Here is a 23,258-nt window from a genome sequence, read left to right on the forward strand (position 1 = left end):
TTACTGCGGATATAAACTTAGCGCTCTTACTACTTGATATTGCTCACTATCATCATCAAGATAATGAGCACTTTGTTGCCATTGCCAACCACCTTGTGGCTTGTCTGCTGTGGCCTTGATCGGGTCAAATTGCAATTGCACTAATGCCGGGCGCTGATTAATCTCCCCTTTCCCTAAAAATGAATAACTGCCTGACTGCCGATACAGGGTCAGCTGCTGGGTTACATCAGCAGTAACCCCATTACCATACAGCAATAACACTTTATCTTGTTGCTGCCTAAACCACCAAGTTTCGCTATTTGAAAACCGGCTTCCACGGCTGACACTAATGTATAAATTACGTTGATCGGCCGAGCACATCACTGAGGTCGTCACGGCCATTGGGTCTAATGAAGGATTAGCTGCAGATCCTTGCCATTCACCCACCAATAACGGGCATAACTCAGCCAGTACAACCTTATCAGCAAACGCACTCAAAGACTGGATAACACACAATACTCCCAGTAATAACAACAGGCGTTTTTTCATCATAATCCCTTACTAATACCCATCTACATTAGCATGGCAGTGTAACCTAACTTCAAGATAAAAAAATGGCCCACTAAAAACCAGTGAGCCATTTGAAGTTTATTGATTACCTCATATTGAGGTCAATTATTTTACTGACCAAAACCGGTATCGGTAATATTCACCTGAGTCACTTCACCGTATTGTGTGGCAATATCAGCAATTTCCGCAGCATTACCAATTAACACAAACTGCAGGTTTTGCTGTGGGAAATATTGCGTCACTAAGCGTTGAGTTTCAGCTAATGTGAGGCCATCCACTTTTGCCTGGAATTGGTTAATAAAATCATCATTCATGCCATATAAATACATGTCAGACAGTAATCCAGCAAGCTGACCACTGGTTTCGTACTGAGGCGGGAACTGCCCTTTAACATACGCTTTGGCTGAGTCTAACGTGGCCTGGTCGATGCCCTTTTCCCATAAACGCGAATAGGTGAGCAAGGCTAAATCGATGGCTTCTTTGGTTGTCGATGACTTAGTAAAAGTACTAATTTGGAATAACCCCGACTGCGAATAAGGGCTAAAACCTGAGCGAGCACCATAGGTTAACCCTGCATTGACACGTAACTCATCATTTAACCATGAGGTAAAACGGCCACCTAAAATAGTGTTCACTACCGTTAACCCGACATAATCAGGATTGTCATATCGAATACCAACACCACCAATTAAAAATGTGGTTTCAATGGCGTCAGGCTTGTCGACTAACAACACTCTTGGCTTGGTTAGTGTTGGTAAGTCTTGGCTAAGATCGGGTTGCATCACGGTTTCGGTCACTTGCCAATCGCCAAACGCTTTATTGAGCTTGGCTTTCATGCCATTAACATCAAAATCCCCCACCACATTAATGGTCATGTTATTGGGTTGATAATAACCTTTATGAAATGCACGCAGCTCATTAACGTTAATGGTAGCGATTGACTCACTGCTACCCGAAGCCGGATTGGCATAAGGGTGCTGACCAAAAACCAACTTGTTAAAGTAACGGCTAATCACAGCACGTGGACTTTCTTTTTGTTGCGACAACCCCACAACTTCGCGCTGTTTAAGCTTATCAAACTCGGCAGAGTCAAAGTCGGGTTGGCGAATAACATTACTGAAAATGGCTAACACGGTATCGATGTCTTTGGTCATCATGTTTGCGCGTACGTAAGTGCCTTCTGCGTCAGCATTGGTGTTCACGCTCGCGCCAATAAAGTCCAGTTGTTGTTCAATATCGGCTTTAGATTGACCCGCAGCACCTAACATTAAGCTTTGCGAAGTTAAGTAGGCTAAACCTGATGTCGTGTCGTTAACCGCACCAGCCCGAACTACGGCATCGAGGGTAACTAGCGGCACTTCTTTTTGCACCATAAGGTTAACGGTTAACCCGTTATCCAAGGTGATTTTTTGATAACTTGGCATCACAAAACTAGGCGCTGCCGCGACGGGCTCTGTGGTGATGTGTGGTGTTGCAGCGCAACCTGCCAGGCTTAAACTACAAGCTAACGCTATGGCTGATAACGACAAAGTCATTGTTGAATGAGTACTGGTTTTCATTTGTCTGACTCCTCAGTCGCAGCGAGCACACCGACAGTGCGATTTGCTTTAATTAAATAGGTTTGTGCCACGCGCTGAATGTCAGCTGGAGTCACTTTGTTATAGGCTTCTGGCGCATTAAACAGCTTGGTATAATCACCAAAATACAACTCATAGGTGCCTAGAGTGTTCGCTTTACCGTTAATGGTTTCCATGGTGCGATAAAAATCCATTAACTTGATGTTTTTCACTTTTTCAAGCTCTTGCTGAGTCACGCCTTGACTGGCAATAAGATTAATTTGCTCAATCAGCGCCTTCTCTAAGATGTCAGCACTGACACCTTGATTGGCAACACCTAAAACATAAAATAGGTTAGGGTCAAATGACATGGGCATATAGGTGTCAGCAGCCACAGCCACTTGTTTATCAACCAACGCCTGATAAAAACGCGAGCTATTGCCCTCGCTTAACATTGACGCTAATAAATCCAATGCATAGTAGTCTGCATGGCTAGTGGCAGGTACGTGATAAGCCAACATTACATTAGGGGTACTGACCGATTCTTTTTTAACAAATACCCGGCGCTCACCTTTTTGCTCAGGCTCAACCGTACGCACAGCTTTTGGCGGTGCCTGGGCAGGAATAGGCGCAAAGTATTGCTCAGCTAAGGCTTTTACCTGAGCAAGTTTTACATCACCGGCTATCACCACCAATGCATTGTTAGGTGCGTAATAGGTTTTGTGGTATTGCTGTAAATCTTCCAGAGTCCATGCGGCAATGTCTGACTCATAACCAATAACTGACCAACTATAAGGATGCGCTGAAAACGCCACACTTTTAAGGGCTTCTTGAATGGTGCGCCAGTTAGAGTTCTCAAGCCCGGTTGTGCGCTCTGATTGCACAACGCCACGCTCACTTTCAACCATTTCAGGGTTAATGTCTAAGTTGGCAATACGGTCTGATTCAAGATCAAAAATCGTTTCAATACCACTGGCAGGAAACCAATCGGTATACACGGTTAAGTCTTCACTGGTATAGGCATTATTAGCGCCACCAGCAGCTTCCATGGTGCGGTCGAACATTTTAGGGCCAAACTTTTTTGAGCCGTTGAACATCATGTGTTCAAAAAAGTGCGAAATACCCGTTATGCCTGGCACTTCGTTGCGCGAACCGACTTTCCAAAAAATGTACATGTTGGCATTAGGGATAGAGCTATCCTCAAGTACCATAATTTTCATGCCATTGTCTAAGGTAAAACTATTAATATCTTCTGCTTGTGTAGCCGACACTGATGGTGTACTTAATACGCCAAGCGTCATCAACAAGGCAATTAACTTGCGTGTCATATCTCGCTCCTTTGAGCTGTTGTCCAATATTTTGGGTTATTGTGTCGCGCCCAGTGCGGTTAATGCAACCTGAGTCATGGTTTGCACGCCCACTTTTAGCGCGCTTTCATCAACATAAAATTCGGGCGAATGATTACTCGCCACCTGGCTTGGGTCTTTGTCTGTTGGCGTTACTCCCAAAAAGAAAAACATCCCAGGGGTTTCTAACGCATAGTAAGAAAAGTCTTCTGCGCCGGTAATTAATCCCGGTTCAATCAATTTATTGTCCCCCACCACAGAGGCAATCACCGGGCGCATTTTACTGACTAACTCAGGGTTATTTACGGTAACCGGATAACCCGGCTGAATTTCTGTTGTAGCGGTGGCACCAAGGGTTTTAGCCGCATTAGATGCGATTTCAGCCAATTTAACTTTTATATCGGCTCGCATGGCTTGATCGAAGGTGCGAATGGTACCGATTAATTCAACTTCGTCAGGAATAATATTAGAGCGAATGCCACCATTAATGGCACCAAAGCTGACTACCGCAGGTGCTTTAGTAATATCCACCTGACGACTAATAATGGTTTGCACGCTATTAATAATTTGCGCAGATGCCACGATAGGATCGACACCACCCCAAGGGCGTGAGCCATGAGTTTGCCTACCGGTGACTTTAATACTAAATGAATCTTCACTCGCCATCGCTGGGCCAGAGCGTAAACCAATCACCCCAGTTGGCATGCTTGAGGTAACGTGCATACCAAACACTTGCTCAGGCTTGCGCTTAGCAAATAGGCCTTGTTTAAGCATTAACTCAGCGCCGCCTTGCTCACCTTCTGGCGCGCCCTCTTCAGCCGGCTGGAAGATAAACATCACATCGCCGGCCAAGCTGTCTTTTACTTTCACTAAGTTTTCAGCCACACCCATCAACATCGCCACATGGGTATCGTGGCCGCAGGCATGCATCACACCGACAGTTTGATTACGATAAGTGTCAGTTGCTTTAGAGGCAAACGGTAAATCAACCACTTCGGTCACAGGCAATGCATCCATGTCAGCGCGTAAACCTATTAATGGCCCTGGCTTGCCGCCTTTCAGTATCGCCACCACACCGGTATGTGCAATACCGGTCTGCACCTCAAGCCCGAGTGATTTAAGATGTTTTTCAATGACTTTACTGGTGCGAAATTCACGATTTGATAGCTCAGGGTGTTGGTGTAAATCACGGCGCCAGGCAATGACTTTGCTCTCCACTTGAGCGGTTAATTCTGCGGCAGTAGGCACACTGGCCACGGTAGATGAACTGTAAGCACTGCAAGTAAATACACTAGCAAGCATGAAAGCGAGGGAGGTCAGGCGCATGTAAGGTCCATTTTTGTTGTTATTTGAGCAACAAAACTACCCTGAAACGCCCCTTTTGTTAACCCTTTTACCGATTTACCCTACAGACAATTGTATCTATTTATTAACATACTCAATCCACATCTAGGGTAGCTGTAAAAAAACGACGTCATTGTCGATGATTTCAAGTTGCCAGCCCCGTTGCTGCGCCAGCCATTCAAAGGTCTCAACTGAGTAAAAGTTAATATGGGTTGGGTCACTTTTGTAGTGCCAATGAGTAAAAGCCTCTAAACTCAATACTCTTTTGGTCATAATGGCTAAAATGCCGCCGGGTAACAACAGTTGGCTTAAGCGTTCTATTAACTGATGGGCATCGGCAATGTGTTCTATTACCTCGGTTAAACACACAAAATCATATCGCTGATTAAGCACATCAGTATCTGGATGATAAAACAAATCATAATTTGCCACACTAACCCCTTGCGCTGCAGCCATTTGACTGAGCACAGCACCTTCGCCGCAGCCAAAATCTAAGCCTTTGGCATTAAGCCCGGTGCGAGCAAGTAATGGGGTGAGGGTTCGTGACAAAAACCGTTGGTAACCTGTATCGGCAAAGTCATTATCGTGTAAGTCATATTGGGCTTTTTCAGCTGTCGCATCTAAATAAAACTGCGCGGGTACCGACACTAAATGACAGCTCGGACAACGTACATACTGACGTTTTTTATCTTGATGAAAAGCAAAGGTTTGCTGGTGACACAATGGGCAGGACGACAAAGACAATACTCCAAAACACGACAAATATGGTACTACTCAGACTGCGCTGGGTCGCTGGTTTCTTTCGGGATTTTACGGGTTTGCGCCGCAGCTTCTTGCGCTTGCTGTAAGTATTTTTGCTCGCGGCTTAGGCGCTGCTCAGATTGGGCGCGCGCTTTTTCGAGCTGCTGTGCTTCCCAATCATTTACCTTTTGTTTGGCTAACACTTTTTGTTCACGCTCCGCGGTGGCATTGGCGGCATCACGGGCTTTTTGCAACTGAGTTTGCTCAAGCTCGGCTGACTCAATGCGCGCTTGCTCGCCCTTTTCTGCCAGAGTCATTTTTTTATGCGGCTTGTCTGTCGCATAAGCATTGACCGTAAGCAGGCTGGCAGCACACATTAAAATAACTGTTCCAACAAGGCGAGTATTCATCGTTGAGTCCTATCCCTTAATCTTATCGCTATGATAGCGCTGACGAACTGCCGCAGGCATAGCGGTTAACTTATGGTGCACCATTGCGTGAAACACTGCAAATATTGGCGCAATATCGGCGCTCGGCTCTAGGCTTGCTAAGGTATAAGCCGCAGCCTCAAGGGTAGATAAACTGTCACTGCGTTTGGCTTTGCGGATAACATATTGCGACTCATCGTCACACTCAAGGTGCAGTGACGGATAATTAAGTAACCAGGGGTTGAGCTGCAACATACGGTACGCTTTACGCCAGGTGCCATCAATTAGCACAATAATCGCTTTATTATCGGCTTCAACCTCACTCGCCGCGTTGCTGTGATCATTTGGGTACACAATCAACACAGGTCGAGTTTGCGCAGCTAAATACCCTTGCAACTCAGCAAAATCCTCTGCGGTTTCACCGACATAAATCTGGGTTTGCGGCAACGCCAGCTTGAGTAACCTAACGGTATTTTTAGCATGCTCCACCTCAGAGGGATGCTGCATAATAATCACCTCAGTAACCGCGGTTGTCGGTTTTACTGCATGACAAATGCAAGCTGACTGTGGGTATTGGCAATTAGAGCAATATTCTCTTTTCAAAAGTCATCTCAAAAATTGATAATATTGGGATTATATCGATGTTTTACGATAAAAAAATACCCGCAGAATGTGGTCAACATTCAACGGGTAAAGGTGATACTAAAACTTAATAGAAAAATTAAAGCGCAATTAATCGTGTTGTAGTTGTTCTTGGTGTAAATGGCTTAAACGGTTCATTGCCATCATGGCGAGCAACACGCTACAAAAACCACCCATCACTATCGCAATGGCATAAGGTGCGGGTATGTCTGTTAGTTGAATTAATGCGGTTAACATCGATGCGCCGCTCATTTGAATACAGCCTAACATTGCCGTTGCAGTCCCTGCGCGTTCACCAAAGGCCGATAACGCCATACTGGTTGCAGGGCCTAGCAAAATTGCAAAGCCTACACACAGCAACATCATAGGAGCCATAAAGGCGATGCCCGCAGCAATTCCCTTATCTGGGCCAACAAGTTGCAGAGCAACCTCAACAACAGCAGCAAGCACCATTAGCGATAACGCCACAACCACACCAGGACGATTACCAATGCGTTTTATCAATACTGGTGCAGCAAAACAGGCCGCGACATTAACCAATGCATTTAGCCCAAATAAGCCGCTAAACATCAACTCTGACATACCTAAATGGCCAATTAACCACACAGGCGAATAAGACACGTAACATAAAATAGAAGCCATGGCGATCATGCAACATGAGGCATAAAACATAAAATGCGGATCGCCAAGCACAGGTTTGTAGCGTCCCCAGCGATATAGCGGACCTTTACTGTCAGTATTCAGTGGGCGCGTTTCTGGGAAACGAAAACCCACGATAAACAACACTAATACCGCATAAATAGCCATAAAGATAAAGGTTGAACGCCAACCAAACTGCAAGGCTAATAAACCACCTAAGGTTGGTGCCAATGCAGGTACCACACAAATAGCCCCATTTAAGTAACTGTACATCGACACACTTTGCTTACGATCATAGCAATCGCGAACGGCACTAAACACCACAATTGAGGTAGAACATGCAGCTAACCCCTGAAATACACGAGCAATTTGCAGTAACTCAAATTCAACGGCGTAAGCACCTAATAAACTGCTAATGCCGTATAACACAATACCAAACAAGGCGACGGGTCTGCGGCCAAAACGGTCAGCTAACGGACCAATTAATATCTGCCCAATTCCCATTGCAAATAAAAATAACACTAATGTCGACTGCACTTCGCTGTTAGACACACCATACTCTGATGCCATTGTCGGCATTGATGGCAAATAGATATCGATAGCTAACGGGCTTAGCAGAACCATAAACATCAATATTGGCAATAGGTTACGATGCATAACTCTCTTTCTCTTGGTATTGTTCGGATCATAGGTCACCCTTAATGGAGCGCTATAATAAGTCAAATGGTGGTATGAACAGAAATGATATAAAATCCAAAGTGAATTTCCATTTGAGAATATCTAATGAATCTAGATAACCTAGCTCGTGTTGACCTAAACTTACTCGTTATCTTACAGGTGCTGCTTGAGGAGCAAAGCGTCACTCGTGCGGCCCATCGTTTGCACCTTAGCCAATCTGCCGTAAGTAAAAGTTTAAATCGCCTACGCGAGACATTAGATGACCCACTATTTCAACGCACCGCTCATGGATTAAAACCCACAGCCCATGCCTTAACACTCAGACAAAAGCTCTCTCCGGTACTGCAAAATTTATATCAGTTAACTCAGCCGCCTACATTCCATCCTGCAAGTAGCCAGCGTCATTTTACATTTTCAATGGTCGAAAGTGCCTACGAGACATTAATCCCCTATTTTATCGGACCTTTGTTACAACAAGCACCTGCCATAAAATTAGACTCATACGTGTGGACAGAAAAATCGATGCAAGACTTACAGCAAGGTCAAATCGATTTTGGTATCGCAGGTCGAGATATACACCCACAAAGCGACTTTAAAGTTGAGCACGTCCCCGAAGGGATCGAACACCAAACACTGTTTAACGATCATCAAGTGTGCTTAGTGCGCAAAAACCACCCTATTTTATCGCTTGTCAAGTCGGGAGAATGGGAGCAGTCTCACTACTTAGCAATGTCTCATGTGCAGGTAAGATGTGAAGGTAATGACTGGTGGGCGCTTGATTATCACTTAGCTAACTTAGGGTTGCATCGCAACTTGTCAACCACAGTGCCAGACTTTTACGGTGCTGCTAGTGTATGTGCCCACACTGACCTCATTTTTACTTTACCGTCAAGTTTTGCTTTGCATGCACAAAAACTCTATGGCCTTGAGTCAATCCCACTTCCCTTCGATTTTATCCCAATGGCATACGTATTCTTATGGCACGAGCGCAACAACCAAGAACCAGGCCACCAATGGCTGCGAAATATTATTTTTAGCAGTGTTGATATTGCCATAGCCAATAATCGCATTGCCCAAACACCAATACTGTAGCAATAAAAACGCGAGCAAAACGTGAACTTTTGTGGCCAACTAGACTCAAAATGTCAGCTTTATGACATACGCTATTAGCAACACTTGTTTGCCAAAAAGGAACCACGATGTTCAGTTCACTTAATTTACGACATATTACTCAACACTTGCGCCAAATGCGCCCGCTAACCGCCCTATTAAGCGTCCTGCTGATCATTGTTGGTAGCCTAATTTTACTGCCGTTGATATTGTTGTTTTTAGTGGTCGGCTTTATTGGCATGACATTACTAAGCCGTCAGTATTTGGGAAAACAAGGTACAGCATCACGCGTATGTTCAACTGCAATGCCAAATAAAGACAGGTACCAACAATACCCAAATATTGAAAGAGAATGCTCAGCCAATCCCAGCCAGCATCACAAAACCATCAACCACTAAGTCACTGTACCTCTACCAAAGTCATTGTCATCGTTATTGCTTTCCTAAAACATTAACTCAGTTTAACGTGACATATTATGTCTCGATATAGCACACTGCATGCTCAACAATCATACCTATTTCAGCCGCGGAGCCGCTGTAGAGTCGTGCAATTGATGAGCGAATAAACACGCTCGCCGACACAAGGTAAACCGCATTGAGGAGCCAACATGAACGTTAATCAAACATTTAACAGTGCCCATTTTAAACATCACATGACAAGCATGAACCCCATTCTAGCTTTGCTCATGGTGTTTGCTATGACTTTAGTTGCCATTACTTTACTGCCGTTTTTATTATTGTTTGGCTTAATCAGTTTTCTTACCTTGCGATTTTTGGGTAAAAAAATGCTGCGTCGTCAACAAGCTGAACAAGCACGTGCGTACCCACACTACGCCAATGTACAACGCGAACCCGCTGCACCTTATGCAGATATGTTTAAGCACTCAGGGACAAGCCAGGGCTCAAGGACAGGTAGAACATTCGAACACCAGGCAGATTAACCCGGCAAAAAAGCTCATGGATTGTTTGCTTCAGTGTTGAGGGCTTTCGAAGTGCCATTGTTCAAAGTGCCATTTTATTAAAGTGCAGAGTTATCTAAGTGATACATTATCGAAGCGCTAAAGAAAAAGGTTGTGACATAATCAGAGGCTTTGCTTTTTGAGCGAATACGGCTGCAGAACCATGCTTGTTACGGGGCTAAAAACCCGTGACTGCGGTTATCGATACAACCAACAACAGGTTTTTAAGCATAAATAATAGAACAATGCGATTAAGCTGCCTTTAACAACTAACGTTCCGATGTACTCAATACTTAGGCCGATCTCAACATCAATAGCTAAGTACCAAAAAACACTGTGAGCAATACACAGGGCAACAAAGAAAGACAGCCAATTAACTAACCCGCTTTCGCGAGGGTCTGCACTTTTCATGGTCATCACACCTTAATTTAACCTGATCTCGGGATAATAAATGCCTTTCAAACAGTCCTTTGCCCTGCTCACTGCGTTGAATCGACTTACAATAGGCTAGCTATTGACGCGTCAATTCGCCTTGTTAGCAGAACAAATGACAAGCTTGAAAGTAAAAATGGGTAACATGTTGATTTTAAATAGTATAAGTTCATCCCTTATCCCGAGCTCAGGTTAATTTAATGAAGTCAGTAGCATCTTGGCTTGTTGCAACGCAATCATTTCATCGTCACTTGGATTAAGTCCGATAACATTGTCGATTTGCATTGCTAGCGACTGCCATAATGGTTCAATCACTTCTAAATGTTGATCATTTCCGTGAGCCTTAGCTAAAGTCAGTAAATACGCCGCTTGTACCACATCAATACGCCCCAAAATACCGTCGGCTAACGCCACACTAAGCTCTATCATTGCAGTCACATTGTGACCATATTTTATCGCTTGATGCAGATAGAATTCAGCATTAACGCGCTGTGATTGGCTAGCATTGTCGTCATGCAAAATACGGCTACCACAATGCAACATGGCATCAATTTGCCCTTGCTCTGCCGCCTCAAGCATCCATTGCTCACTGGCGGCCAAGTCAGCTATACAGCCCAGGCCATCCGCCAACATCAAGGCTAAATGATATTGGGCATTGGGGTAACCCGCTTGCGCCGCTTTATTAATCCACACAAAAGCATGTTCAAACTGCTGTGTTTGATAATACAACACACCAAGATTCGACATCGCCTCAGCGTGTTCAGCATTAGCTGCCAGCGTTAATAAGCGCTCAGCTTGCATCATATCAACTGCAAACCTGTGGCTACCAACAAGATAAAAAAAGCCCAATAATGCTTGCGCATCTACTATGCCTTTTTCTGCAGCCTGTGCAATAAGTTGCTCGGCCTTATCAGGATTAGGCTGCCCACGATAGCCGTGTAATAAACTCACACCATGCTCGAACACTGCAGCTTGGTGCTCTACTGAAGCTAACTCAAACCAATAACCCGCCTGAGCAAATGCCTGTGCCGCTGTACTGAACTCTCCCTTGGCTGGCTGCTGATTTTCTGCTGGCACATCTGCCCTAGTGCGAGCTAATGCTTGCTCTTGTTCTTGTAACATTAAACCTTTGGCTTTTAACGACATCCCAACTAAATACTGTGCTTGTGCGTCATTATTCATCACCGCGCGGTAACACAAATCACGACCGGCAAATGAATCAAAAGGTTCAAAAATATAGTCAGGTGCAAGCTGTTGGTGCACTAATGGGTAGAGTTTGTCGACCAAACGTAAAATATGCTCAATCGACTTCTCTGCTACTGTGACCAATTGCGCTTGGGTTAAGTGATATTTTTCAGGATGGGCGCCACGGTTACCGTCACTTCGTAAACGATGCAATACCCGCACTGCAGGCGGCTCAATTAACTTTGCGCTGTGTAATTGTTCAATGCGATCATATAAATTAGGGCTGGTAAATGTGAGCCCTTGCAACGCGCCTAATTCACTCGTTAATTTATGAGTAAAACTGCGGATATACACTAACGCTTGAGTGGGAATGTCTCGAACATAACTTTTTGCTAAGCGATAATCTTCACTTAACAGTTTAGAGAAACCATCAATAAACGCACTATCATTTAACAATGGTTTCTCCTTGTTTACTGGTTATTTTTCTAAATCAATAGGCTGACGATTTACCATATACAATCTAAACAAAGCAATATTGACAAATAAGCCAATAAACGCGAATAGGGTTTCAACAATTAACTGTAAAGGGTATCCAACTTGCGTTGCCAATTGAGTAAACACACCAGCAAATAATGACAAAGGAACATATAACATCAATACAGCAATGGTTTTAAATGCAATTGAGCCTGCACTAAAGCTAAAGCTCTTTTTAATCGCTTCTAATGGCGTTAAACGCTCAACGACCACCATAAAATTGACATAAGCTAGACGGGCAAATAAATACAAACTCACCACTAATCCTATTAACCACAACGGGCCAAATGCGGCAAAAATCATCACTGGCGCAAGAATCGCTAACCCAGAAAATACGCCAGCCAGTAATAGTGGTGGCACAAACGGTAGGCTGGCTTTTAAAATTTGGCCAGGTAATAACTCATGACCTTGCGAGCGCAGTTCTAAAAATAACGTTAGTGCGGCTATCAACACCGAAAAAACTAATAATAGCAACATCATCACCGCGGCATGAGACACACCAAATTGCGGGTTTTCAGGATCGGCAGTTAACATTTCATTGCCAAGCCAGAGTTGTACAGCAACTTGGATCAATAGCAGAGGTAAAGTCAGTGCTGCCAACTGACGAATGTGGTTTCGAAAAAAGTTTAATGCTTCAGTCAAAATAGCAAACAATGACATGTAAATTCCAATAATCGATTAACAATAAATATGGCGCTTAGGATACCCAAAAAAGCGTCAATTTGCACAAGTGAAATGGCTAAAAAATTGATTACCTGTCGCATTTAGATAAATCAAGGTAAAATAACGACCGAGTTTAACCATTTCCCACTCTATAAAGGACACGCATTATGAAATTAGCATCCGCATTACCGGTACTATTTACTGTCTTCGCTATCTCAACACCTGCATCAGCAGGTTGGTTAGACAAAGCAACAGAAGCGGCTAAAAAAGCCGTTGAAACACCTGCCGCCACCACCACAACGGCGGCAGAAACCGCCACAGCCGTGCAATCAACCGAACTGGTAGGCAGCGTGATGTCTCAACTTGGTTTAAGCCAAACGCAAGCAGAAGGTGGTTTAGGGTCATTATTAAGCTTGGCGCAAACTAATTTAGGCGATAACGATTTTAGTCAATTAACCAGCAGCATTCCAAATACAGACAGCTTGTTAGCCGCGGTACCGTCTTTATCGTCAAACAGTGGTGTATCAGGTTTACTCTCCAAAGCAGGCGATTTAGGTTCATCATTGCAAGGTAGCGCTATGGTTTACGATGCGTTTGAAAAGCTTGGCATTTCAAAAGAATACATTGTGCCTATGGTTGATATCGCTAAAAACTATTTAGAGCAAAGCGGCAACGAAGGCACGGTAGATTTATTAACCAAAGGTTTAGGTTCATTACTGTAAATTCAAACCTGCGTTAACATTAATTAATCCCAAGCCATTCGCTTGGGATTATCATTTTTGCTAGCATCAAATTGAGCTAACCTCTGCAGTGGAGTCAATATGATCGCCAAACTAAAACAATTCATCCAATCTCATACTCAATCAAGCAGCCCAGAAGAAAAAGCTCAACATCTTAATTTAGCTGCAGCAACCTTGCTATTAGAAGTTGTATATGCCGACGAAAGTTTAGCCGATGCCGAAGCCGCTTTACTCCCTGAAATACTCATCAACACCTTAAGCATTAACCCAGAACAAGCCAAAAGTTTGATTGATGAAGCCAAGCAAGCTCGCCACGATGCCATTTCATTGTTTGAGTTTACAGCTGAGATTAATGCTCAATTTAGTCTCGAAGATAAACAAAGCTTATTACTGTCTATGTGGCGTTTAGCCTATGCCGATGGTGAATTATCTCAGTTTGAAGATCAAATTATTCGCCGCACTGCAGACTTGTTGTATCTTAAGCACAGCGAATTAATTCAAATGCGTAATATTGCGATTGAGCAATCAACTTAACTATTAGACGGTTGTTTATGAGGTTGTAGCCGCTTGCGTTGTAAGTGATTTTTTTGCCACCATAAAAATGGCGCAATCACTATAATTAGTATCAACACGTAAATCATATTATCTGCCAGTGCAATGCCAAGCCCAATACAAAAAACACAGCCTGCAGCCACTAATGGTAAATAGCGCTTACTCAGTAACTTTGCGGCAGATAACATCGCCAATAAGTAGATAACCACAAACACACCATTGCTCCAGGCAATCAGTTTTTCTAAGTCTTGACCAGAATAAAAGGTCAGCACAATCACAAGCGCCATACTGCCGAGAATGCCAAACAGCGCCCTAAACGGCACACCATGACGATTTAATTTAACAAAATATTTGGGCAAAATGCCCTCATTACTAAAACTCCACAATAACCGTGCTGCGCTGGCGGCATACACGTTTACAGTAGCCAAACCACTGGCAATGCCTAAAATCCCAATCACCTGTGCACCATAGCCCTGTAAAAAGCTGTCACTGAATAGGTAATCAAACGCGCTTATCATCGCCACACCAGCTTTGTCTGTCGGTACCATTAAAAGTAAAAAAGTACAGGCCAGGTAAATCACCCCAACAAGCACTGTACCCATCAATATGGCGGGTAACATGTCTTTGTCTGGGCGACGAAAATCACTGGCCAAATGGGTCATCGCCTCAATACCTAAAAAGCTCCAAAACCCAATCCCCATGGCCACCATAACCGTGCTGACTTGCGGGTGACTCGCTTGATTAAACGACTCAAGCTGCTCAGAATTAAGCCCGCTGGCGCCAAATAGCAATGCAACAACCGTAACAATGGCTAACGTAAGCGCAAACTGCAGCTTAGCCGACACCTGAATACCACGAATATTCAACCCCAGTAGTATCAACACCACAATTAATTCTGCAACCAGTTGCCAGCCACCATAAAGCGGTATTAAGGCATTCATAAACTGGAAGGTCATTAAAATCGCTGCTGGCGCACCAATGGGGATCACCAATAAAAAGATTAAGCCTATTGTGCGCCCTGCCGTGCGGCCAAAGGCTTTTTCAACAAAATATGCAGGCCCCGCAGCATGAGGAAATCGACTGGCCAACAAACCAAAGACTAATGCCACTGGAATAATAGCCAAGGTTAAGATTAACCAGGCTAATAGTGCCCCTGAATCTGCCACCGCTATGGTCATTTGCGGCAAAATAAACACACCTGTGCCCAGCAATGTGGTGGCCATTAATCCAGCACCTTGCCAGCGACCTATTGTTCCTGCTATTTGATTCATATTGTTATTCTTGCTGTGATATATTGCGATATTATAAGTGGCATTGACTTAACATTCTGCTGGTTAATTAACGCAAGTTGTATAGACAAACCAACAAAATGACGGAATTATTGCGCTTTACCATCATAATGCTGGAGCGCTAATATGAACAACAACTCAGGAATACCGTATTGGATAAATTTGATAAAGCGATTATAAGCGAATTACGCCTTAATGCTCGACAGAGTATTTCGTTTATTGCCGAACAAGTGAATTTGTCGCGCAGCGCAGTCACAGAGCGCATTAAAAAATTGGAACAAAGTGGCGTTATTCGTGGTTATCAGGTGTTACTCAGCGAATCGCAAAAGTCTGGGGTGTCAGCATATTTTGAAATTCAACATCGCTGCGCGCGCTGTGCAGAAGTGATTCATATTTTCACCACCATTCCAGAAGTCATTACCTGCCAAGGGATCACAGGTGACATGGATCTATTGGTTTATGTCCATGCCAGTTCAATGCAGCGTTTACATGAAATTCGCGAATTTATTGATGCTCAAGCCGATATAGTGAAAATTAAAACCCATGTGGTAATGAGTGAGTGGATTAATAATCAGGCATAAAAGGTTTAAAATAAGCTCTGTCATAACAGAGCTTATTGCTGCGCGAGTATGGCATCATTTCACGTAATTAGGGCCAACAATTCGCTGTAAAAACAATCTAGCAAGATCAACAGCCCCCAGCTAGGCTAACTGCTTACCCATCTCTAAACCTTTGCCATGTAATGCAATAAATTTTTCGGCCAGACCAGACATATCCATTTTAATGATCCCGGCTTTATGATTAGCTATATCAGCTAGCCAAGCGGTAAATGAATCATCGTCTCGCTGATCATCCCAGTGAGAAAACACAGCATGAGACAAATACATAACTGAAGCCAATTTCGAGGCAGGTTTAGCGTTAAGCGGCGCACGTTGAAACGCTATACCCTGCACTAACGACGGGGCAAATTTCCAGTTTGTCGCCAATAACGCCCCCACAGAAGGAGAGTCAAACCCTAACAAACTTAATTCAAGTTGCTGTTTATCTCCACCGTCAGCCGCTGCTGCACGAATTTGAGCTGCAATAGCAGGCTCAACAACTGCAATTAACAAATCACCTATGTTATGCAAAATCGCACAGGTAAAGGCTTCATCAGGCGCAACACCGCACACTTTAGCCAGTTCTTGAGAATACAGGGCTATTTCAAACGTTTCTCCCCAAAACTCTGCTAAATCAATACCCTCTGTTTTGGGTATCGCTCCAACAACAGCAGAGGCAATCACTAAGGTTCGTAATGTTTGCATACCTAAACGGACTACAGCATCTTCAATCGATCCCACTTCACGGCTTCGGCCAAAATGCGCCGAGTTGGCCAGGCGCAATACTCTCGCGCTAATGATGGGGTCCTGCGCGACTTTAGCAGAAATACTTTTTATCGACGTGTTGTCATTGTTAACAGCATCAAGTAATTCACTCACGGCTTTGGGTAAACGCGGTAATTCATCGACTCTTTTTAATAGTGCTGCTGATGGCATAGGTTTGGGTCCTTAAGTTAGCTGAGATATAACTAAATCATTTTTACAACCTTAGCACAACATAAATTAAACATTTACAAAAGCGCAAAATGATTAATATTAATATCAGCTTAGTATTTATCTGTTGGATTAAAAAAGTCTACGTTTAACCTTAGATATCATACGCACTTGGCGTTACACTTATATGCGTTACTTATCTTCTACATGAGCCAATATGCAACAACAGACTAGTGCTGATATGAATTTATTGTGGGGCCAATTAATCCTTGAAGAACTCGCGCGCTTAGGCGTTAAACATGTGTGCATGGCACCGGGGTCTCGTTCAACGCCATTAACATTAGCTGCAGCTAGCCAAACTCAAATCACTCGGCATATTCATTTTGATGAGCGGGGCTTAGGCTTTATGGCACTTGGACTTGCTAAAGCAAGCAATGCCCCTGTTGCTATCATCACAACCTCTGGGACAGCGGTAGCAAACTTATATCCGGCAATCGTTGAGGCCTGGCTAACCCATGTCCCTTTAATTGTATTATCTGGCGATCGCCCAAGTGAATTAATTGACTGCGGAGCTAACCAAGCCATTATTCAGCCCGCCATTTTTGCCGGTTATGCCAAACAATTAAATTTACCGACACCCGATATTGCCTATTCTGCCAGCGCGTTACTCAGTGCTATTGATCATGCCGTTGCTAACCAGCATCAGCCCGTGCATATCAACTGCATGTATCGTGAGCCATTGTACCCGGCAGAGCTTGTTACCCTGACGCATGTCAAAAAAACCGCCAGTGTCACAACCGCAACTTATTTAGCACCATTAAATACATGGTTTGACAATAATAAACCGCTAACGCGCTACGCGGCGCTAAACAGTGCCGAACTGCCATCAACCGACACTTTAATGCGCTTTGTGCATGGTAAAGGCGTCATTGTGGTCGGGACTTTATCACCAGCAGATAATCCTCAATTAATTGTGGCCTTGGCACAAAAACTCGGCTGGCCAGTATTAGTAGACGCGCAATCACAATTGCGTCAACACCCCGGTGTCATAGGCCATACAGACCAGCTATTACTTAATCCAAAAGCCAGCAAATTGCTTGAACAGGCAGAGCGCGTAATAGTCTTTGGTGGCCGCTTTGTGTCAAAACGTTTAATCCAGTATTTGGCTCAACAGGCCTGGCACAGCTACTGGCAAATATTAAATCACAGCGATCGCTTGGACCCAACACACCAAAATAAACACATATGGCAAGCCAGTGTGCAAGCAGTATGTCAATTACCTTGGCCTCGCTCGTCCGACGCCAATTGGGCCCTGCAATTGTTGCATTATAATGAATCATTAGAGTCACTGCTTAAGCAGCAAATTGACAACACCAGCTTTGGTGAGGCACAAGTGGTGCGCGCTGTAGCGGCAAGCCAAACTGAGCAACATATCTTATTTATTGGCAATAGCTTACCCATACGCCTCTTTGATATGTATGCCCCCATCGCCACCAATACTCCCGCTATTTATACCAACCGTGGCGCATCTGGCATCGACGGTCTCATAGCAACCGCTTGTGGTGTCGCGGCAGACAAAAAAGCCCCTACTACGTTACTCATTGGCGATCTATCTTGCTTACATGACTTCAATTCGATGGCACTGTTAAAGCAGGTTTCCCGGCCATTTGTGCTGGTGATTATTAATAATGATGGCGGCAATATTTTTAACTTATTACCTGTGCCCAATGAAAACTTGCGCAATGACTTTTATCGCTTAAGCCATGGGCTAGAATTTGGTTACGGAGCAGCGATGTTTGGCTTGGCGTATCGTCAGGTAGATGACATTGAGTCGTTCCAGCAAGCATATCAAGAAGCGTTTGAGTTTAACTGTGCATCGGTCATTGAAGTCAATGTTGCCCCTAATCAGGCTAGCGATCAAATTGCACAAATTAATCAATGGGTGAAACAACACTAATGCTCATCATCCGTCGTTTTGGCCACCCCAATTTACCTGCACTCGTCATGCTGCATGGTTTTTTGGGCAGCAAAGACGACTGGTCTATTTTAATGCCCAAATTAAGCCAGTACTTTCACTGTATTTGTATCGACTTACCCGGCCATGGGGCTAACCACTTGGCATTAGCCTCCCCGGGATTTAGCCAGGTTGCCGCGCATATTGTTGATAAAGTCAGCGGACTTGGTATTAAGCAGTTTCATCTGCTTGGATATTCATTGGGCGGGCGTATTGCATTGCATGTTGCGAAAGACTTCCCTAACGCTCTACTGAGCTTAACTCTAGAGTCGGCACATCCTGGGCTAATAGACAATCATCAACGTGACGAACGCGCTAAAAGCGACAACTTATGGGCTAAAAAGCTGCAACAGTTAGCCATGCCGGACTTTTTGTCGCTGTGGTATCAACAAGCAGTATTTAACGACCTGAGCAAACAGCAAAAACAGCAGTTAATCACATTACGCCGCCATAACGACCCTCAGCGCCTGAGCAACTGCTATCTTGCGACCTCACTTAGTCTGCAGCAGGACTGCAAACCGGTATTACATCAACTAAGGTGCCCCTGTTTCTATCTTTATGGCGAAGACGACAGAAAGTTTGCTCAAATCGCTAAAGACTGGCAGGCTGAATATGGAAACGATCAATTAACCTTACAGCCATTAACTGCCGCAGGGCACAACATCCATAGCCTGCACCCAAGGTTATTTAGTGACACCTTATTGGCTTTACTTAATCCCACCACCTCTGCTTAGGAGTTGCTATGCAAGCTGTCGACGCACACACCATTAGCAGTGTTTCAGTATATCGATATCATATTACTCTCAAGCCAACCTTGCCTGTGGCAAAGCAACGTATCGATCACCGCAAAGGAGCTGTGCTAGCCGTAACGCTAACCAATGAGCAGCAACATAGGCAACAAGTTTGGGTTGAAATAGCGCCCCTGTCAGGTATTGATGTTGAAGGCCTAGCCATTGAAGGTTTTAGCCAGGAGTCACTCGATGATGTGATAACATCTTTGTCTAATTACGCTGAGTTACTCATTGGTAAGTCATCAAATGTATTATTAGATTTAGCCGCGACATCTTCTTTTGCATCTGTTGCATTTGGATTGAGCTTATTGCATGCAAAATTGAATGATCAGTTACCCTGCCGCATAGACACTCCGTATACGCAATCGGTCACGGTGCCCCTTGTTTATGTTGGTATGAGCGAGCAGCAACTGCACACCAAACTGCTGCAAAATGGCACGCTATACAGCGTAAAAGTGAAAGTGGCCCAAACCACAATGGCAGAAGAAGTCACCTTTATTTATCGAGTGCTAGCGCTTGCACCGCAAGTGAGTTTGCGCCTTGATGCCAATCGCGGTTTTACCCCAGAACAGGCCATCGATTTTTTGGCGTGTTTACCCAAGGACAAAATAGAATACATTGAAGAACCCTGCATTAACCCTGCAGACAACCCTATTATCTATCAACAATTAGGACTGCGTTACGCTTTAGATGAGTCACTTAACTCGCCCACATTTGATGTGATTAACGCAATCACTCAACAACCCGGCATAGGTGCACTTATCGTTAAACCTATGCTGCTAGGCTCTCTTGCCAGGTTACAGGATATGATCGAAGCAGCCCACAGTTATGGCGTACGTTGTATTATAAGTTCAAGTTTAGAATCCGATATCGGCATTGATGACTTAAGGCTTGTTAGCCAAGCATTAACACCTAATGAAACTCCGGGCTTAGATACATTAAGCGCATTTAGCCAAACATTACAGCTCACCACACCGACTTTACCTCAACTTAACCAAAGCGCACTGTCGTTAATAATTCACGCGGGTGAAGCAAATAAGGTAGCGACGTCTTTATGATGATTTCGCCATTACATCAAAGCGCTTTAACGACACCAGATGCCATTGCCATTGAAGATGGCCAAGACACATACAGCTACTCAACCCTGAGCACAATGGTGAGCAACTTGGCCATGTCACTACAAACACAAGGGCTGCAACGTGGTGATATTGTAGGGTTTTTGTCGCACAACAACCTCGAAATGATTTGTTTATACTGGGCCTGTATCGACTCTGGTTGGGTGTTTTTACCGTTATCGCCACGATTGTCTAACCAGCAAATTAATCAGCTTATTGACACATACCAAGTCGCCTGGCTATGGACAGACAACCCAAGCCGATACAGTGATATTGATGGTGTACAAGGGTTGGATCTGTCTCTTTGTATACAAGCCAATGCATCGCCAGCTGCCGTTAAAATATCACCTCATATCGCGTCAAACATCATCTTAACATCTGGCTCAAGTGGTGCCCCTAAAGCAGCTGTTCACTGCCTACTTAACCATATTGCCAGCGCCCAGGGTGCAGCAAGCTATATCCCCGTTAGCCCCAATGACAGTTGGTTACTGTCTTTGCCGTTATTCCACATTGGTGGTTTAGCCATATTACATCGATGTACCCTAGCTGGCGCGCGCATTGTATTACGTCACTTGGCCACATCCCTGGCAGCACAATTACAACAAAGCACTATTAGCCATGTGTCGCTAGTGCCAACACAGGCATTGCAAATCTTAACTCAGCAGCCTAACGCATTAACCCAAGTGAAGGCGTTACTATTAGGCGGTGGCATGATAGAGCCGCAACTCATTGACAGCCTAAACGCACTCAATATCAAAGCGTATACCAGCTATGGCATGACTGAAATGAGCTCGCAAATCACTACGGCAAAAGCGAACCTCGCTGGTCATCATGGCCGCCCTTTGCCTGCACGGCAGCTCAAGCTAGTAGACGGGCTTATTTGGGTTAAAGGAGAGTGTTTATTTTTAGGGTATTTAACCCCCCAAGGGGTTTCATTGCCAGTTGATGAGCAAGGTTGGTTTTGTACGCAAGATAAAGGTCAGCTTAATGACAAAGGTCAGCTAATGATTTTAGGTCGTGCAGATAACATGTTTATTTGTGGCGGCGAAAATGTCCATCCAGAACAACTTGAAGCCGTGCTAATAACACATCCAAACGTGGCTCAAGCGATAGTATTTGCCATGCCAGATCCCGTTTTTGGACACTTACCCGCAGCAATTATCGACTATGTTGCGGCGAATGACGCTGTGCCATTAAATAGCGCGAGCATTGACCTCATAAACGCCCAGTTAAGCCAGTTAATAGCACAAAAGCTAGCCCGATTTATGCGCCCAAGGCACTATTTTAGTTGGCCCAAGCAGGTCGTCTCAAGCGGCATTAAAGCGCCGAGAAAATTGATTATTGCTGCTGTGCAACAGCCGCAAGCAGAATAGCATTAACGCCAAATACCAAAAAACCTGCCGCGGCAGGTTTTTTGTTTCATTAACATGTAGGGGATAATTATTCCATACACGCTTTAAGCTTGTTCATGGCATTTTTTTCTAACTGCCTGATCCGCTCGGCTGACACTTGATACGTTGCGGCTAATTCTTGCAACGTAGTTTTGTCATCGTCTAACCAACGGGCACGAAGAATATGTTGGCTGCGTTCATCTAGGGTTTTGATTGCTGACAACAAACGCGCTTGCGAATCGGCTTCCCAGTTATCGTTTTCAACCTGCTCAGCTAGGTCAGAAGAATGGTCTTCTAAATACAATGCTGGGGCAAAGTCATGTTGGTCGTCATCATTATCACTAGCAAGATCAAACGCAGGATCTTGCGCCGCCATCCGTGACTCCATTTCAGTCACATCAGCTTTAGACACACCTAGGTTTTCTGCCACCATCGTGACTTCAGCGTCGCTGAACCAACCTAAGCGCTTTTTAGATTTACGAATATTAAAAAATAACTTACGTTGCGCTTTAGTGGTCGCCACTTTAACGATACGCCAGTTTTTAAGCACGTATTCATGAATTTCAGCTTTAATCCAATGCACTGCAAAAGAGACCAAGCGGACACCCACGTCAGGATCAAAGCGTTTTACTGCTTTCATCAAACCGATATTACCCTCTTGAATAAGATCAGCTTGTGGTAAACCGTAGCCAGAATAGCCTTTGGCAACATGAACGACGAAACGAAGGTGCGACATAATTAATTGCTTTGCAGCCTGCAGATCGCCTGTTTCTTGTAAACGCTTGGCAATATCGTACTCGGTATCGGCGTCCAGCATCTCAATGCTGGTCACAGACTGGATATACGCTTCTAAACTACTACTGCCTTGTGGGACAGTCAGTGCCATTGATTGCGTTTGATAAGTCATTCGCTCTCCTACTACATTCAAAAAATTTACTTCTGCTTGCTAAATACGCTTTATGAAACCCAAAGGTTCATCTACTTCACGACTCGATTTAGCTGATGAACTATCAACTAAATGACAACATA

24 protein-coding genes are annotated in these 23,258 nt (G+C 44.3%); 10 read left to right on the top strand and 14 right to left on the bottom strand.

The genetic code is table 11. The features are described from left to right. The 8 genes from L2703_RS00670 to L2703_RS00705 all read right to left on the bottom strand — a co-directional run bounded on the left by L2703_RS00670 (nt 1) and on the right by L2703_RS00705 (nt 7,902). A complete protein-coding gene (locus tag L2703_RS00670; protein ID WP_248969226.1) occupies nt 1-528 on the bottom strand; it encodes a hypothetical protein in 528 nt (175 codons plus the stop codon). 131 nt (nt 529-659) lie between these two features. After that, nucleotides 660-2,108: a M16 family metallopeptidase gene (locus L2703_RS00675; RefSeq protein ID WP_248969227.1), complete on the bottom strand. Its 1,449-nt coding sequence runs from the start codon at nt 2,106-2,108 to the stop codon at nt 660-662. Next, nucleotides 2,105-3,433, bottom strand: a complete 1,329-nt coding sequence (locus tag L2703_RS00680) for a M16 family metallopeptidase (protein ID WP_248969228.1) — start codon at nt 3,431-3,433, stop codon at nt 2,105-2,107. Before L2703_RS00680 ends, L2703_RS00675 begins: the two co-directional genes overlap by 4 nt. 36 nt (nt 3,434-3,469) lie before the next feature. Further along, complete coding sequence (locus L2703_RS00685; protein ID WP_248969229.1) at nt 3,470-4,777, bottom strand: amidohydrolase; 1,308 nt, start codon at nt 4,775-4,777, stop codon at nt 3,470-3,472. 123 nt (nt 4,778-4,900) lie between these two features. Continuing rightward, nucleotides 4,901-5,533 (bottom strand): class I SAM-dependent methyltransferase, encoded by a 633-nt coding sequence (locus L2703_RS00690; RefSeq protein WP_248969230.1) that lies wholly within the window; start codon nt 5,531-5,533, stop codon nt 4,901-4,903. Between the two features lie 32 nt (nt 5,534-5,565). After that, nucleotides 5,566-5,946 carry a hypothetical protein gene (locus tag L2703_RS00695; protein WP_248969231.1) on the bottom strand — a complete coding sequence of 127 codons (381 nt, stop codon included), beginning with the start codon at nt 5,944-5,946 and terminating at the stop codon, nt 5,566-5,568. Nucleotides 5,947-5,955: 9 nt separating this feature from the next. After that, nucleotides 5,956-6,567: a tRNA-uridine aminocarboxypropyltransferase gene (locus tag L2703_RS00700; RefSeq protein ID WP_248969232.1), complete on the bottom strand. Its 612-nt coding sequence runs from the start codon at nt 6,565-6,567 to the stop codon at nt 5,956-5,958. Nucleotides 6,568-6,696: 129 nt separating this feature from the next. Beyond that, a complete protein-coding gene (locus tag L2703_RS00705) occupies nt 6,697-7,902 on the bottom strand; it encodes a multidrug effflux MFS transporter (RefSeq protein WP_248969233.1) in 1,206 nt (401 codons plus the stop codon). A gap of 126 nt (nt 7,903-8,028) precedes the next feature. On the opposite strand from L2703_RS00705, the gene L2703_RS00710 reads away from it, so the two are divergent. The 3 genes from L2703_RS00710 (at nt 8,029) to L2703_RS00720 (ending at nt 9,973) form a co-directional block, all read left to right on the top strand. Continuing rightward, nucleotides 8,029-9,015: a LysR family transcriptional regulator gene (locus tag L2703_RS00710; protein ID WP_248969234.1), complete on the top strand. Its 987-nt coding sequence runs from the start codon at nt 8,029-8,031 to the stop codon at nt 9,013-9,015. A 107-nt stretch (nt 9,016-9,122) separates the two neighbouring features. Continuing rightward, a complete protein-coding gene (locus L2703_RS00715) occupies nt 9,123-9,431 on the top strand; it encodes a hypothetical protein (protein ID WP_248969235.1) in 309 nt (102 codons plus the stop codon). Between the two features lie 209 nt (nt 9,432-9,640). Continuing rightward, on the top strand, nt 9,641-9,973 hold the full coding sequence (locus L2703_RS00720) for a hypothetical protein (RefSeq protein WP_248969236.1): 333 nt from the start codon (nt 9,641-9,643) through the stop codon (nt 9,971-9,973). A 216-nt stretch (nt 9,974-10,189) separates the two neighbouring features. Here L2703_RS00720 and L2703_RS00725 read toward each other — a convergent pair whose 3' ends face one another. The 3 genes from L2703_RS00725 to L2703_RS00735 all read right to left on the bottom strand — a co-directional run bounded on the left by L2703_RS00725 (nt 10,190) and on the right by L2703_RS00735 (nt 12,802). Next, complete coding sequence (locus L2703_RS00725; protein ID WP_248969237.1) at nt 10,190-10,402, bottom strand: hypothetical protein; 213 nt, start codon at nt 10,400-10,402, stop codon at nt 10,190-10,192. 213 nt (nt 10,403-10,615) lie between these two features. Further along, complete coding sequence (locus L2703_RS00730; RefSeq protein WP_248969238.1) at nt 10,616-12,064, bottom strand: tetratricopeptide repeat protein; 1,449 nt, start codon at nt 12,062-12,064, stop codon at nt 10,616-10,618. A gap of 21 nt (nt 12,065-12,085) precedes the next feature. After that, nucleotides 12,086-12,802, bottom strand: coding sequence for a hypothetical protein (locus tag L2703_RS00735; RefSeq protein WP_248969239.1), 717 nt, complete (start codon nt 12,800-12,802; stop codon nt 12,086-12,088). Nucleotides 12,803-12,972: 170 nt separating this feature from the next. Here L2703_RS00735 and L2703_RS00740 point away from each other — a divergent pair, with 170 nt between their 5' ends. Next, nucleotides 12,973-13,527, top strand: a complete 555-nt coding sequence (locus L2703_RS00740) for a DUF2780 domain-containing protein (protein ID WP_248969240.1) — start codon at nt 12,973-12,975, stop codon at nt 13,525-13,527. A 99-nt stretch (nt 13,528-13,626) separates the two neighbouring features. After that, a complete protein-coding gene (locus tag L2703_RS00745) occupies nt 13,627-14,079 on the top strand; it encodes a tellurite resistance TerB family protein (protein ID WP_248969241.1) in 453 nt (150 codons plus the stop codon). On the opposite strand, the gene yjeH is transcribed toward L2703_RS00745, so the two are convergent. After that, a complete protein-coding gene (gene yjeH, locus L2703_RS00750) occupies nt 14,076-15,368 on the bottom strand; it encodes an L-methionine/branched-chain amino acid transporter (RefSeq protein WP_248969242.1) in 1,293 nt (430 codons plus the stop codon). The two genes, L2703_RS00745 and yjeH, sit on opposite strands and share 4 nt — an antisense overlap. A gap of 170 nt (nt 15,369-15,538) precedes the next feature. Here yjeH and L2703_RS00755 point away from each other — a divergent pair, with 170 nt between their 5' ends. After that, nucleotides 15,539-15,967, top strand: coding sequence for an Lrp/AsnC family transcriptional regulator (locus tag L2703_RS00755; RefSeq protein WP_248969243.1), 429 nt, complete (start codon nt 15,539-15,541; stop codon nt 15,965-15,967). Between the two features lie 120 nt (nt 15,968-16,087). Here the strand turns inward: L2703_RS00755 and L2703_RS00760 are convergent, their stop codons facing one another. Next, on the bottom strand, nt 16,088-16,921 hold the full coding sequence (locus tag L2703_RS00760) for an HDOD domain-containing protein (RefSeq protein ID WP_248969244.1): 834 nt from the start codon (nt 16,919-16,921) through the stop codon (nt 16,088-16,090). Between the two features lie 214 nt (nt 16,922-17,135). On the opposite strand from L2703_RS00760, the gene menD reads away from it, so the two are divergent. From menD to menE, 4 genes are read left to right on the top strand one after another with little or no spacing between them, the layout of a single operon-like run. Then, the gene (gene menD / locus L2703_RS00765) at nt 17,136-18,875 is read left to right on the top strand and encodes a 2-succinyl-5-enolpyruvyl-6-hydroxy-3-cyclohexene-1-carboxylic-acid synthase (protein WP_248969245.1); all 1,740 of its coding nucleotides are present in this window, start codon (nt 17,136-17,138) and stop codon (nt 18,873-18,875) included. Continuing rightward, nucleotides 18,875-19,666 (top strand): 2-succinyl-6-hydroxy-2,4-cyclohexadiene-1-carboxylate synthase, encoded by a 792-nt coding sequence (menH, locus tag L2703_RS00770; protein ID WP_248969246.1) that lies wholly within the window; start codon nt 18,875-18,877, stop codon nt 19,664-19,666. The genes menD and menH overlap by 1 nt, the downstream gene beginning before the upstream one ends. A gap of 8 nt (nt 19,667-19,674) precedes the next feature. Continuing rightward, nucleotides 19,675-20,781, top strand: coding sequence for an o-succinylbenzoate synthase (gene menC, locus L2703_RS00775; RefSeq protein WP_248969247.1), 1,107 nt, complete (start codon nt 19,675-19,677; stop codon nt 20,779-20,781). Next, nucleotides 20,778-22,211 carry an o-succinylbenzoate--CoA ligase gene (gene menE / locus L2703_RS00780; RefSeq protein ID WP_248969248.1) on the top strand — a complete coding sequence of 478 codons (1,434 nt, stop codon included), beginning with the start codon at nt 20,778-20,780 and terminating at the stop codon, nt 22,209-22,211. The genes menC and menE overlap by 4 nt, the downstream gene beginning before the upstream one ends. Before the next feature lie 67 nt (nt 22,212-22,278). Here menE and rpoH read toward each other — a convergent pair whose 3' ends face one another. Further along, nucleotides 22,279-23,136, bottom strand: coding sequence for an RNA polymerase sigma factor RpoH (rpoH, locus tag L2703_RS00785; protein ID WP_248969249.1), 858 nt, complete (start codon nt 23,134-23,136; stop codon nt 22,279-22,281). Nucleotides 23,137-23,258: the final 122 nt, after the last annotated feature.

The organism is Shewanella basaltis (assembly GCF_023283885.1).
Lineage (GTDB): Bacteria > Pseudomonadota > Gammaproteobacteria > Enterobacterales > Shewanellaceae > Shewanella > Shewanella basaltis.